The organism is Pseudarthrobacter sp. TRD_SC_9 (assembly GCF_055361265.1).
Genome location: NZ_CM143956.1, coordinates 2,352,086 through 2,368,705 on the forward strand (window position 1 = coordinate 2,352,086; position 16,620 = coordinate 2,368,705).

The following is a 16,620-nucleotide window of genomic DNA, read 5'->3' on the forward strand; positions in this document are numbered from 1 at the left end:
CCGGATTATCAGCCCAAGGGGTTTAGGCCGAGTTTGGCGGCCAGCGCTTTCGCGAATCGGGTGCTAACCAGATCAGGCGCGACTTTCTTCAGCGAAGTCTGTAAGGCAGCAGTCTCAACGTTCTTGGACATCGACGCCAGCTCTTGTAGATTCGTCGCATACGACGACGCTCCGGTTTGAGGGTCGAAGTAGCGTGTGGACGCGGGGTCCAACGTTTCCCGCAACACCGGAGTGTCCGTGGCCAAGACAGGCAGTCCGAATGTTTGATACAACAGGGCGGCACCGGAATTGAGGCTCCTGCTATAGCCCAACAATGCGGCGTCAGCAGCGTTGAGGAAGTTCTGTACACGGTGTTGAGGAACGGTCTTTGTATCAATCATCACCAAGGGGTGTGCTACGGCCCACTTCACAAATTCCTTAACGACAGGTGACTCATCGGACGCTCCTGCAATCAACAGCCTAAAGCGGAAGGGACTGGACCGCCGGCACAGTTCGTCAAAACCCGCCGCCAGTTCCTTGAGTCCCTTGTACGACTTCAGCGCGCCGAAGAGGACAAAAACCAGTTCGTCCGCATCGAGTCCAAGCGACTGTCTGGATTCTGAGCGGGAGAGATAGTTCTCGTATGCACCTTCGTAGCTGGGATGTGGAGCCACAATGACTTTGCTTTCGTCGAGCTGCAAATGATCACCAAGAGCCGAAGCCGTCGCGTTCGCCATGACGTGCACAACGTCTGCTCTGTCTGCAATTCCTTGTTGAAGCGCTAGGTCCACGTCGACGAACCGCGAATCGTGAGGGTAGAGGTTGTGCGCTGTCCACACCAATTTTCCGCCCGAATCCTTGAATCGGTCTATACGTCCAAGGAACCCACTGCATTTCACCACCGCCTCGCGCTCGTCATGTGCACCGCCAATAACGCTGCTTGTCCAATGGAGATGCAGTCCGACGCCCGAGGTCATAGGCTTCAGGTGTAACAGCTCACGGAGTCGAGTTACATCAAAGACGGGTGTCACAGCGAAGCCATGTCGTTCGAACGAACGGTAGAGGAGCGCCTGATATGGGTTAACACGTGCCACCGAGCCAAAGCCCAAAAGGAAAGGCGCCGTCCCGTCGCGTCCGGCGGTCGAGCGAAGAGCCTGAAAACCCTCTGTCACGGGACTGTTCGGGCTCGGCTTGTATCCTTGCCAATCAACTAGCACTGAGACATTTCCTCTCGATTTCGGGCCCTTTCGAAGGCGGCAGCATACCGTGGCCCGTTGAATTTCCACTGGCGTTGGGCGACAACCCAGGCCCTAGCCTCGTCGGCAACGCTTCGGAAAAGGTCCGGCCGCGCCATGGCATTTTCCACCAAGGCCACAATGGCCTGCGCATCCTCGGGCTCAAAGATGAAGCCGCGGGATTCGCCGACAATCTCGCGCAAAGCTGGAAGATTCGACACCGCGACAGGCACGCCGCAAGCCATGGCTTCAAAAGGTTTCAAGGGTGTGACGTATTTGCCTGCCCTCTCCGGGATTCGCGGAACGCAAAAGAGATCGATTAGCCGGTAGTAATCCACAATTTCCTGGTGATCGACGTGACCGACAATTCTCAGGTGTTCGGCCACACCCAAGTCCTCAGCGCATTGCCGGACGATTTGTGCTCTGGGACCACTTCCGACCAGCAGAAGTGTCGCTTCGATGCCTCGGGATCGGGCGATTGCTAGAGCTTCGACGAGAGTCTCTTGGGACTCGCGGTGGTGGTCCATGTTGGAGATGTAGCCAAACACAAACGTATCCTCCAGAGCAATGCTTTTTACGAGCCTCTCCGCTTTGGGACCGGGAGTGAAGTTGTTTACATCGACTCCATTCGGGATAAGGCCGATCTTCTCCGCAGGAATCCCTCGCCCCACCAGTTCGTCACGCATTGACGAACCTAGTGTGAGGACGAGGTCAGCCGCATGCATACACATTTCCTCGATCGCCATACGCCGCTGGAAAACTTCTCCCTGGGATTCCTGCTCTGTTTCACTCGTCCAGTTAGCCTCAAAGAACGACCGGACTTCGTAAACGAGTGGAAGTCCGGTTTTCTGTTGGAGCGCCAATCCCACCAGAGCCGTGTCGAAGCCTCGCCGGCCTGAACTGACGTGAATAACGGAAGGTCTAATTATCCTGAGCCTCTGATACGCCAACTCGGCAAACACCTCAAGGTAACGATCGACGGGCAGTGCCGAATAGTCGATATCTCCGAGATCCAAATGATGATGAGGGACAGAATCCAGAGGCGCAGAGGACCGGAAGTCGTCTCCGGCATGGCGTCGAGCAAAGCCGGGCTCAGTAACTACATGCGGCTCCAGTCCAGCCGCTATTTCTGCCAGAAAATTCGCGTGGCTTCGGGCAACGAATCCGTTGGAAAGAAAAGGACGCGACTCCTTGACCAGGTGCATGATGCGCCTGCTGTTCATAGGAATTACCTCATCTACCGGGCCACTGATTTGCGGAATCCAGCCACTGAGCTCCCGCAGCCTTCCGGATGCCACTCGCATCGACGCCGGTGACGTCTTACCGAGCATTGCCAGATCGAAGCTGACACGCAGTGCCGGTGAGACGGCTCCGGCCTTGCTATAAACTGCGCGGAGAGCTGTCAGAAACGCTGGTAACTCCGAGAGCCTGGCATAGTTCGCCTCGCCTATGGCGCGGGCGACATCATAGCGGCGCGCTGCGACAAGTTCCTGCAGCCATCGGACGACGTCCGCCGCGGGAAGCAGTTCCGTAGACGATAGGAAGTTACTCGCGTCCGTCTCGAGGGCTGGCGGCTTGTAGTCCACAAAGTTCCCACGGGCGAGAGTCGCATGTTTCACAGCGGGTTCCAGTGACATGTCATTGATCTTCCTTTGGTTGGACCGCAGCCCCTGACTGCAGGTCCAGTGCTGGGCTTGGCCAGCTCGAACGAAGCGGGGTTGAATAGGCTAGCCAACTGCCATCGTTCAGCCTAGCAAGTGAAAGGCAAGGAGTTTTCCGGCAGCTCCTCGGGTGAAATTCAATGGAATCGATTCATCCCCCAGCTTCGTCATCGCCTCGGCGTGAACTGGGCCGTAAACTGCCCCCAGTCCCAAATCAGTGGCCCTTGAATAGCCAGCGGTGGCTAGATCTGCGATGCGTCCTCGAGCCGCACTGGTCCACAGACCGTCTACCTCAGCCATGCACTTGAAGATGCCAGAGAAGCCGCTGGAAACCTTAGTCTGGTCCCCCAGCACGGTAAATGGCGTAATGTCCGTCGCAGATAGAGGACCGCCCATCGCTTTGAGCCGTTCTTGGATGAAATCGTGATCCATGTTTTTGTGAGGGTCGTCGTAACGGTGCCCGGCGACTTCGGGGTGCAGGGCGATCACGAGGTCGTTCACAATGCTTGGAGTTCCCTTTGCCGGGCTCGGAAAGGGACTTAGTCGGGAATGTGCCAAAGCGACCAATCGCCTCATCTGGAAGGGTCGGAATCCAAGCATTGAAACACTCGATATTCTCCCGGAATGAATCGCGTTGCGATAGGCCAAGTAGTGCCATTCGGAGCCGATCGCCGAATTGGGATCGACGCCTAAGGTAGAAATTCCGTACTCCGCCTGCTCGCGGAAGGCCTTCGCCACCATAGGGTCCGCAATTTTGTCTGCTATGGTGCCCACTGAGCGCCAACCGTAGTTGCCCTTGATTGTTTCGGCACCGTGACCCCCCAGAGTAAAGCCATCCGATACGACCGAGTAGTAGGCCGGTGCCACCATAAAGTCGTAGGCGCCGCTTGATGCGAGGAACCAGAAACCAAGATTGTCCTTAATAGAACGCGTTCGGGGCTTTTGAGGCACATCTCCAAATCGACTCCCGAGGGTGAAATCAAAGCGTTCGGACATCTCTGAAACCACTTGGTAATCGTTAGCGTGCTGTTGTGATTTATTAATGCAACTGAGGACGGAAGCTTGGCGTGCGGTCGGTGACAAAAGTGCGGCGGCAATACATACCCTGGAGTCCAGGCCACCACTCACCGACAGCTTAAGGGCTTCCAAACCTGTACCCGCCAAGGCATCGATCAGGGAAACGAAACGCCGGGCCGAGTCTTTCAGCACCTCGCCATAGGGCTCGGAGTCAGTACCGGAAAACAATTCGGGGAGCGGCCTCACTCGCCTGTCAACTCGCAGCACCTCCCCGAGCAAAACCTCGGCAGTAACCCCTGGAGGCAGAAACGTGATTTCCTCAACAACACTGTGGGGACTGAGCATTTGTCCGGCCATAGCGTTCCCCCACGCCCGGGCGTTCGCCGCCGCAACGTTAACCGTGAGGGGGAGATTCAGTGCTTTACGGACGCGGGACAGTAGGAAGACAGAGTCGGAGAAGGCTACACAGTCAGCGTCAGCGAAGCTAAACAGCGAACACATGCCGAAGAGGTCATTGGAGATCAGGGCCCGGTCCCCATTCCATTCCGCGGAGAAATAGCAGCCTTCAACTGGCTCTCTGGCGTACAGGGCACCAAGGTGCGTGCCGGCCTCGATGACGCCCTGAAGGCCAAAGACGAGATGTTGCCGATCGAAGTCAAGAGCATAACCTCTGAATATCTGACCCTCAGCATCAACATCCGACCGACCGTTGCGTGCTACGTAGAGCAGACGCTGGCGGTCATTCAAAGTAATGTCAACGACATCCGCGGAAAAATTTTTCTGCGTGGCACCGAGGCGTTGCATCCATGTCTTGACTGCATTTGCCCTGGACGAGGCCGCAATGATCAGTAGGTAATTGGACATGAAGATGACTCCGTAGTGCGCTCCGCCCGCAGAAATCGACGCCCGGCGGGTCCCACAATGGCAATTGTCAATTATTCTAGCGTTAGAAAAATACAGGTCTGACCAACAAGACGGCACGCAGACGGCAAAAGCGACCAGGAGAACGAGCGAGAGGGAGCACTGGCGTGTCATCACGCTTGGATAGTCAGTCCGGTCCGTCGAAGTCTTGGCCAAGCTGTGGCGTTAGTTCGTTTATCTTGAGACGGTCTGCAGTGCTTCCCTGACGTCCGACAACTCAGCCCTGGCAAGCCCGCTGAGGCTACTTCCGTGACGGGTCAACGCCTCAGACTCCGTGTAAACATCGACCACCGCTGGCAGCGACCCCGGAATAATTGTCTCCGTCATGTGAGGCATACCTAGACGCAACGAAAGACTCTCGGCTTTGGATGTCTGCCTCAATGACCGCGACGGGATTCCTTGGGCTGATGCGGCAACCAGACCATGGAATTTCGCAGAATAGAGAAAGTCAATCTGGCCGAGGGCGTGCACCATCTCTGCGACGGTGCTGAAAGCTTCCGCCCGACTTTCCAAGCCATGAGTTTTAAGTTGCGCAATCTCTTTCTCGCGCTGGATTCCTGTCGCCAGAACCAGCAATCTTAGCCGCAGCGTACCCACTTCTTCGGCATCCAAGAGCGCAGTGAGCACTTTCACGTCGTGGGGCGTGACCGACTTATTCAGTACTACGCCGACCGTCCTCAGATCCCGCGGCTGCCGTGGCAGCGTGCGATGAAGGGTTGCGTAGGCGAGATCCGGGACCAATCTAACCTCCACGGAGGGGTCAAGGTTCTCCTGGATCCAGCGCTGGCTGGCGGGGTCCCGTGCACTGAACGAAAGTATATGTGCATCCGCCATGAAACTCTTGAGACGTGGGATAACGTCGCTGCGGTGCCCACTCTCTTGCGCAACACCGACTCCGGAGATGACAAGCGGCTTTTCGGTCCATGCTCTGTTCCAGTAAAGACTCGAGATAGACTCGGTGCGGATCAAGTCGCCACCGCCGATCACGAACGCGTCCGCGTCCGCGGCCACGGACGCGGCGGGACGGCTCGTGTACGGCTTGTGCAGGATATCGTTGACGCGGAATGTACGACCTCTGCCAAGCAGGTCGCGCCATTGGCTCAGGAAAACCTCGTCACCGAAGTTTCCCCAGCCGAAATACCCTATTAGCCCTATCCGACCGAATGCAGAGCTACACAACTGCCGACCCGAGAGCTGCTTCGGCAGGCGAAGCACTTTCAGCCATCAAGTGGTCTCCACCCTCGGACCGGGCAGCTTCGTCCAGCGTGAATATGGACCGACCGGAAGCGAACATCAAAGCTTCCTTCTGCTCGCTGACGGCGTAGACATGGGAAATCCTCACGGACACCTTGGAGAAGCGACGCCAGCCTTCAGCCTCCCGACAGTTATTCAGCACGACGACGGCTACAGAAAAGGGAACACGGCTCTCCCCAGCCGTTAGATAGCGAATGTGAATTGTGTCCTTACTGCCACAAAGATCCTCCCGTAGAACAGAGTTTCCGATCCGGATGAAGTAGGCAATATTTCCCAGTGCCTTCTGGTTCTGGTATCGGTTTTCAATCTGCAAAGCGATTTCCACCGAACCCTCTGCTTTGATGCGAATGTGGCCGTGCTGTTCAACCGTCTGTCCCCTCCACGGCTTTGCCGTCGGCAAGGACACGTGAATTGCACGCGGGGAGTCGAAAAGCACATTGAGCCGCCGTTCCGGGACATTGCGGAACTTATTGGCCCTGCTAACCATTGGTTCGAACGTGGCAGTTACAGTAGGAGGGACTTTCTTGCTGGAAACAGGTTTACTCAGGTACGCGGGTTTCTCACTTGGTATCCGATAGACATTGGCGTTGTCAGGGCTGGCAGCAATCTCCGTGCAGATAGCTTTGAGGGATTCGGCCGCATGCTGTTCCAATTCCGAAACCTTCTCTTGGGTGGCCCGAAGGGGCACGCCTTCCAAGGCAAGCATGTGCCTGATGACGCTGAAAAAATCTGCGGCGGGGTCTGTTATTTCCAAACACAACTCTGCAGCCCCGACCTCATCGAAATGTCGCGCCACTTTCGGATCATATGCAAGTCCTACGGTCGGCCGTCCTGCGCGGTGCGCCAGGAGAGCTGCGTGGAGACGCATGGCGATGACTCCGTCGACCATCCGCAAGGCCGAAAGGTAGTCATCGAGCCCGAAATCTCCGCCAAGAGGCACGAACGGTATCTGCTGCGGAAGAGATGCCCCGAACTTGTCAAGGATATCTTCGTCGTGCACGCCACCCAACTGCATCGGCAGGCCAACGATAGCTATCTTCTCGGATGCCGCAATGTCCTCCATTGCTCCCCGAAGTCGCTCGAGCCAAGCACCCTGTTCGGCTTTCCTCCAATGCCGCAGGTTAAGACCTATGAGACGGTACCCGAGTGCGCGAAGTTCTTCCAGCGCTTTCGGGGCCGTTACTGCAGTACCCGAGATATCGACGGCGTACACCGTGTCAGGGCTGACGGAGATGGCGTCAGGTTCAATTCCCAAGCCTTCCAGAATCCTTCGCGAATCGTGATCCCGGACGTTCAAATGACGCGCAGTGGAAGCGACGTACCGTACTTGCCGTCTCGCATCGTCGTTGACAAGCGGTCCGGCACCAATGCCAACAGTGAAGAAAGGTATGTCAAGCAGATTGCCCATGAGCGGCAGAATGCCAAAACCTGCGATTGACATGGGAGCCCCTACGAAGAGACTTGCGATACCCCCCGCCTTCTGGATGGTGTAATCGTGCCAGAGCCCGCCACCTCCTACCACAACGGCCGATGCCGTCCTGAGGACCTCTGACGCTTCGTGGTGGTCTGATCGCTGAAAAGACTGCAGGCCATGATCCTGCTCGACGCGAATTGGGCGTTCCGATCCTACGTAGACTTGAACAGACGGATCGGCCTCATGCAGGTGCTGGCTGATGGAGCGCAGTATCATTTCATCACCGAGGTTGTTAGCTCCATAGAAGCCGGATAGAATCACCTTCCTCGCCCTTGGGAGGCTTTTCCGCAGCGTTACCCGAATCTCCGCCGCCCGCTCATCTGAGAGCCAAGTAGCCTTATCCGGGCTGGCCGTACGAATCTCTTCAAAAAGACTCATCCAACGGTGCTCGTAAAGGTGCGAACTAATGAGTCTCTTGAATCCAGCCACCCTCATTCGCCCGGCGCGCGACGGATCAGCCAGAAGTTCACGAATATTACGCTCAAGGTCGGCCTCATCGTCGTACCCAAGAATTTCTTCGCCGTAGTCAAAGAAATGGGCCATCTCCTCGAAGCGGCCCGTTGCTACGATCGCGCCCACGCCAATGGACTCGAAGACCCCGCATTTGATGTTGATGTAGCCAGCCCGGGTCAGCGGAAAGTTGACGTGGACTTTGCCCATCTTGAGTGCTTGCAGCGCCCTGTCGCCGCTGACGACTTCACTTTCTGGCAACTCCCAGCCGCGGCCGTAAACTTTAACGTCCAAGGTCTTGGCAAGATGAGTCATGGCGGTGTTGCGGTCCGGCCGGTTGTTCGCATGGCCTAAACAGATGACATCAGCGGAGAACTCGGGTGCCTCCGACACCTCTTGCGTCACAAAACCGCGGTCGATGCCAAAAGGGAAGTAAATCGTGTTGTCGACGCCTTGTTCTTTGTACATCTCAAGGGCGAGGGCAGCATTGGTGGTATGGAAATCGAACACGTGGGCGTGATCAGCCACTGAAGGAAAGACATCAGGATCACTGAGAGTAATACCGACTAAGACGATGCCGAGGTCCTTCAGCTTGGCTGCGTGCTCTTCCGTAAACGTGAGGCCACCGGCGCAGCAGATAATGATCTGCGGTTGAAAACTCCGGACAATTGATTCAATCTTGTCGAAGTCCACATATATAGGCCCATGTCCCCCGGTTGCACGTGAAGGATTGTTAGTGATGCGATGCTTGGCCGTGTCGATGTCCAGGACGTGGTGGCCAAGATTACGAAGACTTCTCGACATTGACGAAACGATATCCGTAGAGCCGTTAATGGACCTTCCCAGGAATAATACTTTCCAGTGGAATCCTTGGTCGAAGACGCGTGTCTTCAATTCCTCTTTCAGCTCTTGAATTTGCTGGTCCACGGCCGTAGGCGCTTCGTTAATCGACATTTAGTGGAGATCCTTACTGGTGTTTACAGTCCGCCCCAGGGATGTATTTCCAAAAGCGGTATGGTGCACACATGTCTTGGGAGCCGATCGTCTTGTTGAAGTCTGCCCTGAACCCACAAGCAAGGCCCCGGCGTTCGACTGCCAGCTTACCGGTTCAACCCGTAGAAGGCACACCCGAAGTACGAGGCAGCCAACCACAAAAGAGTCGGAACAAACAAGCATGGGTTATAGGACACATGGGGTTGCGGCGATGGCATCTTTCGCAGCGTCCGCGTACAGGCAACCAACCATAGCTAAGAGTTTGGAATTATGAACGGTTGGGGTGCTTGCACCTCTCTGGAATGAATAGTTAGTGGCGGTGCACTGCTTCATGTTGGGCCGAGGGGTGCGGTGAGCATCGGGCGCGGAGCCCAAAATTGCCGGGCAAGGCATCTGGCTGACCGGACGCGAGCTGGCAATGCGGCGATGAAGCGACCCGCTATCGGCCGGCCCCGAGCTCTACAGCGCCAAAGCACCGACGAAGGCGTCTGGCACCCGAGGCTGGGCAGGACGCTCAAGACGCGCCCGGGGTTTACAGCCGTTTTGACCTATAACTTGAAACAGAGTGCTGGGACCGCACACACGAAAGGCCCCGGACATATGTCCGGGACCTTTTCGATGGTGACCCCAGCGGGATTCGAACCCGCGTTACCGCCGTGAGAGGGCAGCGTACTAGGCCGCTATACGATGGGGCCTTGCACTGTTTGTTGCCGGTACTGCGTTTTGACTGGCTTCCGCCAATCAGGCTCAGTGATTGTTTCACAATCCAGGCCGTTGTTCCAAATCGGTGAACCGCTTGAAACGACTGCATCTTCCACCTGAAACAGGCGAAAAATGCAGAGCTGGGATACCAGGACTCGAACCTAGAATGACGGTACCAGAAACCGTAGTGTTGCCAATTACACCATATCCCAATGGCATTTCCGGGCGCCGTCCGCGGGTCTAAACCCGCGCTCTGAGCGCCTCAGCACGAGAAATTACTTTACCCGAGTCTTGAGCCTGGCACAAATCGGCCGCCCTACTCCAGCAGCTCGTCGAGGCCGGCTACCTGCATGCCCATGTATCCGGGCACCTGCTCCCCCGTACGGTTCAGCCATACGCCCACCAGGCCTGCCGCCGTCGAGCCTTCCGCATCAACAAGCCTGTTGTCGCCCACATAGAGCGTCTGTTCCGGCCGGCTGCCCAGCAGCCGGACGCCCTCAAGGAACACCGCAGGGTCCGGCTTGACTGCGCCCACGGTATCGGTGCCCACGAGGTGGCGGATGCGCTGCAGGCCTGCGCTGTCCAGCTTTGCCCGCTGGTAGTCGTGGACATTGTTACTGACGGCACCGTACGGTATCCCTGCGGCGTCGAGCACATCCAGCACGGGAGCGACGTCGTCAAACGCCCGGACATAGCCCTGCTGCGCGGTCGCATAGGTGGCCAGCCACTGCTGCTCCGGAACGCCATCTTCCAGCGCTACGCCGAAGTGCCCCAGTGCTGCCCGGCCGCGCAGCAGGCGCTGATCGTTGAACGTCAGCTCGCCGGCCAGGTAGCGGTCGTAGAAGTGGGTGGTCTCGTGCGTGAAGATCCTGCCGAACCTGGTCCAGTCAGCGTGTTCCAGGCCCGGCAGGAGGTGCTCACTGGCTTCACGCAGCGCGAGGTTCATGGAGGACTCAAGGTCCACCAGGGTGTCATCAATGTCGAAGAGGACACCACTGATCACACCAAAACGGCTATGCAGGACACTCCGGGCTGCGCGTACTTCCATCGGTACGGATCAGCCTCCGAAGTTACGGAGCCGGCGGAGCGAGGAATCCTTGCCCAGTATCACCATGGACTCGAACAGCGGCGGTGAAATCCGGCGGCCCGAAATGGCGGTGCGGACGGGACCGAAGGCAAGCCGTGGCTTGATGCCAAGCCCTTCCACCAGTGCTTCCTTCAGCGCCAGCTGGATGTTCTCCGGCGTCCAGTCCGTGATCGGCTCCAGGGCGGCCAGCGCGGCGTCGAGGACGTCGGTGAGGTTTTCCGGGAGGCCCTTCCGGGCATCATCGGCGACGTCGACCGCATCATCATCCTTGAACAGGAAGGCCAGCATCTCCGGGGCCTCGCCCAGCAGCGTGATGCGCTCCTGGACCAGCGGCGCAGCCTCGGCCAGGATCTCTTCCTGCCGGTCCGTCAGGATCTCCCCCACGAGGTCCGCGGCACGCAGGTACGGTACGAGGCGTTCCAGGAAGTCCTCCGGCGCCAGCAAGCGGACGTGCGTGCCGTTGATTGCTTCGGCCTTTTTGATGTCGAAGCGGGCCGGATTGGCCAGCACGTCCTGGACATCGAAGTTTTCAATCAGCTGGTCCACCGTGAAGATATCCTCGTCCGCGGACAGGCTCCAGCCGAGCAGCGAGAGATAGTTCAGCAGTCCTTCCGGAATAAAGCCACGGTCGCGGAGCAGGAAGAGGTTGGACTGCGGGTCGCGCTTGGAGAGCTTCTTGTTTCCCTCACCCATCACGTACGGAAGATGGCCGAAAACCGGCATATAGCTGGCGACCCCGAGCTCCATGAGTGCACGGATCAGGACAACCTGACGCGGTGTGGATGAAAGCAGGTCCTCGCCGCGGAGCACGTGGGTGATGCCCATCAGGGCGTCGTCCACCGGATTGACCAGGGTGTACAGGGGTGAGCCATCGGCACGGACAATAACGTAGTCCGGGATGCTTCCGGCCTTGAAAGTGATTTCGCCGCGGACTACGTCAGTGAAGGTGACATCTTCGTCCGGCATCCGCATCCGCAGGACGGGCTTGCGGCCTTCGGCTTTGAATGCCGCAAGCTGTTCGACACTGAGCTCGCGGTCGAAGTTGTCGTAGCCCAGCTTGGGATCGCGGCCGGCAGCCCGGTGCCTGGCTTCCACTTCTTCCGGCGATGAATAGCACTCGTACGCGTAGCCGGCCTCCAGCAGCCTTGCGACCACGTCCTTGTAGATGTCCAGGCGCCGCGACTGCCTGTACGGCTCGTGCGGGCCGCCAACCTCAACGCCCTCTTCCCACGTGATGCCAAGCCACTTCAGCGCTTCCAGCAGCTGCTGGTAGCTCTCCTCCGAGTCGCGGGCGGCGTCGGTGTCCTCGATGCGGAACACAAAGGTGCCCTTGGTGTGCTTGGCGTAGGCCCAGTTGAACAGCGCGGTGCGGATCAGTCCAACGTGCGGCGTTCCGGTAGGCGAAGGGCAGAACCGGACGCGTACCGGGGTATCAGCGGTGACAGCGGGAATCGAGGCAGGAGCAGGCACGGGAGCAGTAGTCATAGTGACTCCAACTTTACCGCCTGAAGGAACGGCTCAACGGCCAGACTTAAGCATCCGCACGATGCAGTAGACCGCCAGCACCACGCCCACGCCGGCGAAAGTGAGGGCCAACCAGAGCGGGCCGTCAAACCACATGACAGCGCGGGCGGCCATCAGGAACGTCCCGAAGGATCCGAGTGCGAAAATCACGAACGCCCGGACGTTTCGACGCCGGCCCGCGCCTGCGCGGCTACCGGACCACATGCGGGGATCGGAAGACACCCGTCGCAACGGAGGCTCCTGCTACCGGCGCACGATGGGGTTGGACAGCCTGCCGATGCCTTCGACTTCAACCTCAATGCGGTCGCCGGCCTCCACTACGCCCACACCCGCCGGAGTGCCGGTCATGATGACATCGCCGGGCAGCAGGGTAAAGGCGTGCGAGACGATGGACACCAGTTCGCGGACGCCGCGGATCATCTGGCTGGTGTTGCCATCCTGGCGCAACTCTCCATTGAGCCGGGACTGAATCTGCAGATCCTCGGTGTCCAGTTCCGTTTCGATCCACGGGCCCAGCGGTGCCGACGTATCGAAGCCCTTTGCGCGGGCCCACTGCAGGTCTGACTTTTGGACATCGCGGGCGGTGAGGTCGTTGCCACAGGTGTAACCAAAGACGACGTCATCCACACGGTCTTCGGGGACGTCCTTGCAGATGCGGCCGATGACCACGCAAAGTTCGGCTTCGAAGGACACCTCCTCGGAGAAGTCCGGCAGCACGACGGGATCGTTCGGACCAACGACGGCGGTGTTCGGCTTGAGGAACAGCAGCGGCTGGGCAGGCACCTCATTGCCCAGTTCCTTGGCATGCTCCACGAAGTTCCTGCCCACACCGATGACCTTGCTGCGCGGGATGATCGGAGCCAGCAGACGGACGTCCTCCAGCTTGTGGCGGACGCCGGTGGGCTCTACGCCGTTGAAAAAAGGGTCGCCGTTGATGACAGTGATTTCCTCACTGCCTGGCTGTCCTTCAACAATTCCGTAGAGGGGATCAGAATCGACTACAAACCGGGCAATACGCATGCGCCTCAGCCTACCGTCCCGCCCGGGAGTTCAGCTCCGGAGGTAATCCAGTTGGGCGGCTACGGAGAGTTCCGCTGCCCCGCGGACGGAAGGGTCGGCGTCGGAGTCGGCGTCGGAGTACACCACGGCGGCGACGTCCGGTGCTGACGCATCCGCGCCAGGTCCGACCAGGGCCTTCCGGACCTGCTCGAGGCGCTGCAGCCGGTGGTCCCGGACGCGGGACTTGCGGCGCTTTAGGGTGGCCGAGGCACTACCCACCACTAGGCCGCCAGCAACCTCGGTTCCTGTACGTGTAGCTCCCCGCCAGAAATGGGGGTGATGCGCACTCGCACCCGCGGACTTCCAGTAAGCGGCAGGACCAAATATTGGTGAGCCTGCAGGAATCCTGCCCCGGGTGCGAGCGTGATTGTCTTTGCCGCAGTTAACGATTCAGGCGCAGCTGGGTCCAGTACCTCGATCTTGACGCGCACTCCGGTGGTGGAACGCATGGAAACGCGAAGCTGCCGGACAGAGCCTGCATGCATGCCGGTGGACACGTCCTTGTACAGCGGCAGTGACGTTGATCCGCGCCGGGCGTACGAGACTCCTGATTCTGTCCGTCGAACCCATTTTGCGGTCAGCCCGTTCCAGCCATTCCATCCGGCAATGAAACTCGCTGGGGCGGACATAAGATCATGGCGCTCGGATGTTGAAAAGCTGGCCATCATGAGTCCTGTAGTAGAAAGCACTTCCAGTCGGCCGACATCGCGTTCACGCGCGCACCAAGCAAAAAAGCCTTCGATGGCCTGCAAATCCATGTCGTCTACGAGATTCGGGTGGTACATGAAGCACACGCCGCGTCCTTGCTTTCGGGCCGCAGCAACGAAATCAGGTCCACGACGCGCAACGTCCGCGTTTTCGATAGTAACGTGGCCATTTCCCATGCTGTCCAGAGGGTTTCCCGTCATAGGCCAGTAGCCAGGGATATTTCCGGAAGATACAGCATGCTGTTGGGTAATAAGTCGCCCCGCAAGGTACTGCTGGAATGCAGACTTAGTTTTTCCGCCTGCGAAACCCATGTATTGTGTGCCCCCGACACCAGGGGGAACAAAGAAGTCCAGCGGCAGTTTCGGCAGGGCTGACGCCAGGGCATTGCGCGCATGTACAATTTCCTCGCGCAACCGCTGGGGTGTGTCCGCATCTTTGTGAGTGGCACCGTGGTTGGCGATCTCTAAACCGTTCGCCAAAGCCAGCGTTTGTAGGCGGGGAAATGACAAGTTGTTGCTGCCGTTGGGCCCAACTTCCACGCGGAACATCTGCGACAGGGCAGCAATTGTAACCGGTATACCGTACTTCTGATGAAGCGGAAGAAGCTGCGACTCAAATTTATTAAGGTGATGGTCGCAACGGAACGCGACGGCTACTTTGTTGTCGGTTCCGATCGGGCCGCCACGTCGGGCCGCGAATGCATCTACCAGCTCGCGGTTTGGTGTAAATGGATATGATTCGGCGGCTTCTGCGATGCCGCGGGACCAAGAATTGGCACCCACTGCGATAGCCCCAGCATAAAGGAAGTTACGGCGACTCAGAACCTTTGATCTTAAAGCCATTTTCCCCCACGTTTTACTCGCTTGCCGGAGCCTACGGAATGCACCACCCTAGCAGGCGCAGGTCCTCGAGCTAGTGTCGGACGACGGTGGGCTCCGCGCCGTAGACGAAGGGGCCGCCGTTGAGGACAGCGATTTCCTCACTGCCCTACCGTCCCGCTCGGGAGCTCAGCTCCGGAGGTAGTCCAGTTGGGCGGCTACGGACAGTTCCGCTGCCCCGCGGACGGAAGGGTCGACGTCATGATACACCACTGCGGCCACCTCCCGCGCTGACGCCTCCGGACCGAGCCCGGTTAGCGCCTGGCGGACCTGTTCCAGCCGCTGCAGCCGGTGGTCGCGGTAGGCGCGCACCAAGGTGCCAATATCTGGAGAGGCAGGCACCGGTCCATGGGCGGGCAGCACGGTGGCCGCCCCCAGCGTCTCCAAGGTGTCCAAGCTGGCAAGGTAGTCCCGCAGGGTGCCGTCCGGGTAGTCAAGCACCGTAGTGCCGCGGCCGAGGATGGTATCTCCGGTGAGGACGGAGCCTGCCGGGCCGTCGTCCGGAAGGTGGAAACAGAGTGAATCGGACGTATGGCCGGGTGTGCTGAGGACGTGAATCCGGACACCGGCGGCCCTGATGGCTTCCCCGTCCACCAAGGGACTGCCGCCGCCGTGGCAGTGGGCAGGATCGGCGGCCCGCACCGGTGCTCCGGTAAGTCGGGACAGCCTGGCGGCGCCCTCAGTGTGGTCGTGATGGCGGTGGGTGATCAGGATCAGCTCCACCTGGCCGGCGTCAGCCAGCGCCTGCAGGTGACCCTCGTCCAAGGGCCCGGGGTCAACCACCACCACACCTGTGGATTCAGCTGCCGAGACCAGGTAGGAGTTGGTCCCTTCCAGGCTCATGGGGCCGGGGTTGGGCGCGAGGAGGTGTTCCGTCAGCGCTGAACTGCGGTGGATCACGGCGTCATTGGCAACAGTCACGGCTCAATCTTCGCACTGCAGGGCACCATGGAGTACGGCGGGGTGGAATAAGCCGGTACGGGGCGGAGGTTGTGGCAGTTGGATCCATCACCACTACAGGAAGCACCGGCACCGTCATGAGCGATTCACCCACCACTACCTTGTCCGGCCTCCTGGCGGACGCCGAGGCCGCCGGGCACGACCACTCCGTCACCGAGAAGAACAGTGGCCTCCAGCACATCCACAACCACGCCACCGGTGCCATCGTCTGGTTCCCCACCTGGCAGAAGTTCCGCCAGACCAGCGACTGGACAGACGCCGTCGCGCAACAGGAAGCGGCGCTGGAATCCGCCAGATCAGGAGGGACTGCACTCCAGGATGCGGCCTCGGCACTGCTGGCAGAACGCCTCGACGCCCTGCTGGAACGGGCCGCCGGCTCAGCCGATGCACATGTCTTTGTGCAGGACAACCTCACGGCACACCTGACGGAAACCTGGGCCATCGCCGATGCCGTGGCCCGAATCGCCGGCACCGGTCTCCCCGCCGGAACGCCGCCGCCAGCCTTTGCCAACTACCCCTACCAGATCTATGCCCAAGACGGCGGCACCTTCGCCACTGCGCTCTGGAACGACATCATCGATGCGCGCCGGAATCGCGCCCTCGCGGACGAAGCTGCCCGGAAGGCCCTTAAGCCGGTGTCCCGCAAAGCCCTGAAGAACGCCGCCCGGAAGGCAGCCCGCCGCTGACGTTGAGGATCTGCCCGGGGTCCCCCGGAGCC

13 protein-coding genes and 2 tRNA genes are annotated in these 16,620 nt (G+C 59.2%); 1 reads left to right on the forward strand and 14 read right to left on the reverse strand.

Annotated features, from left to right (window positions below):
• Nucleotides 1–8 precede the first annotated feature (8 nt).
• From ACWA13_RS10990 to ACWA13_RS11055, 14 genes are all read right to left on the reverse strand, one after another.
• Entirely contained in the window at nt 9–1,151 is a 1,143-nt protein-coding gene (locus ACWA13_RS10990) for a glycosyltransferase (protein WP_463934036.1), read from the reverse strand.
• 38 nt (nt 1,152–1,189) lie between these two features.
• A complete protein-coding gene (locus ACWA13_RS10995; protein ID WP_463934037.1) occupies nt 1,190–2,851 on the reverse strand; it encodes a glycosyltransferase in 1,662 nt (553 codons plus the stop codon).
• Between the two features lie 108 nt (nt 2,852–2,959).
• Nucleotides 2,960–4,756, reverse strand: coding sequence for a hypothetical protein (locus ACWA13_RS11000; RefSeq protein WP_463934039.1), 1,797 nt, complete (start codon nt 4,754–4,756; stop codon nt 2,960–2,962).
• A 231-nt stretch (nt 4,757–4,987) separates the two neighbouring features.
• A complete protein-coding gene (locus ACWA13_RS11005; protein ID WP_463934040.1) occupies nt 4,988–6,028 on the reverse strand; it encodes a polysaccharide pyruvyl transferase family protein in 1,041 nt (346 codons plus the stop codon).
• Nucleotides 5,985–8,945 (reverse strand): polysaccharide pyruvyl transferase family protein, encoded by a 2,961-nt coding sequence (locus ACWA13_RS11010; RefSeq protein WP_463934042.1) that lies wholly within the window; start codon nt 8,943–8,945, stop codon nt 5,985–5,987. Before ACWA13_RS11010 ends, ACWA13_RS11005 begins: the two co-directional genes overlap by 44 nt.
• A gap of 658 nt (nt 8,946–9,603) precedes the next feature.
• Nucleotides 9,604–9,679, reverse strand: a tRNA-Glu gene (locus tag ACWA13_RS11015).
• Nucleotides 9,680–9,826: 147 nt separating this feature from the next.
• Nucleotides 9,827–9,898, reverse strand: a tRNA-Gln gene (locus ACWA13_RS11020).
• Nucleotides 9,899–10,002: 104 nt separating this feature from the next.
• Nucleotides 10,003–10,734, reverse strand: coding sequence for an HAD family hydrolase (locus ACWA13_RS11025; RefSeq protein ID WP_463934044.1), 732 nt, complete (start codon nt 10,732–10,734; stop codon nt 10,003–10,005).
• 9 nt (nt 10,735–10,743) lie between these two features.
• Nucleotides 10,744–12,258: a glutamate--tRNA ligase gene (gene gltX / locus ACWA13_RS11030; RefSeq protein ID WP_463934046.1), complete on the reverse strand. Its 1,515-nt coding sequence runs from the start codon at nt 12,256–12,258 to the stop codon at nt 10,744–10,746.
• Between the two features lie 33 nt (nt 12,259–12,291).
• Nucleotides 12,292–12,447 carry a hypothetical protein gene (locus ACWA13_RS11035; RefSeq protein ID WP_463934048.1) on the reverse strand — a complete coding sequence of 52 codons (156 nt, stop codon included), beginning with the start codon at nt 12,445–12,447 and terminating at the stop codon, nt 12,292–12,294.
• 93 nt (nt 12,448–12,540) lie between these two features.
• Entirely contained in the window at nt 12,541–13,317 is a 777-nt protein-coding gene (locus ACWA13_RS11040; RefSeq protein WP_463934050.1) for a fumarylacetoacetate hydrolase family protein, read from the reverse strand.
• 30 nt (nt 13,318–13,347) lie between these two features.
• On the reverse strand, nt 13,348–13,578 hold the full coding sequence (locus ACWA13_RS11045; RefSeq protein ID WP_463934052.1) for a hypothetical protein: 231 nt from the start codon (nt 13,576–13,578) through the stop codon (nt 13,348–13,350).
• Entirely contained in the window at nt 13,578–14,846 is a 1,269-nt protein-coding gene (locus ACWA13_RS11050) for a polysaccharide deacetylase family protein (protein WP_463934053.1), read from the reverse strand. The genes ACWA13_RS11045 and ACWA13_RS11050 overlap by 1 nt, the downstream gene beginning before the upstream one ends.
• Before the next feature lie 225 nt (nt 14,847–15,071).
• Nucleotides 15,072–15,863 (reverse strand): MBL fold metallo-hydrolase, encoded by a 792-nt coding sequence (locus ACWA13_RS11055; RefSeq protein ID WP_463934054.1) that lies wholly within the window; start codon nt 15,861–15,863, stop codon nt 15,072–15,074.
• A gap of 71 nt (nt 15,864–15,934) precedes the next feature.
• On the opposite strand from ACWA13_RS11055, the gene ACWA13_RS11060 reads away from it, so the two are divergent.
• Nucleotides 15,935–16,588: a hypothetical protein gene (locus ACWA13_RS11060; protein WP_463934056.1), complete on the forward strand. Its 654-nt coding sequence runs from the start codon at nt 15,935–15,937 to the stop codon at nt 16,586–16,588.
• The last annotated feature ends 32 nt before the right edge of the window (nt 16,589–16,620 follow it).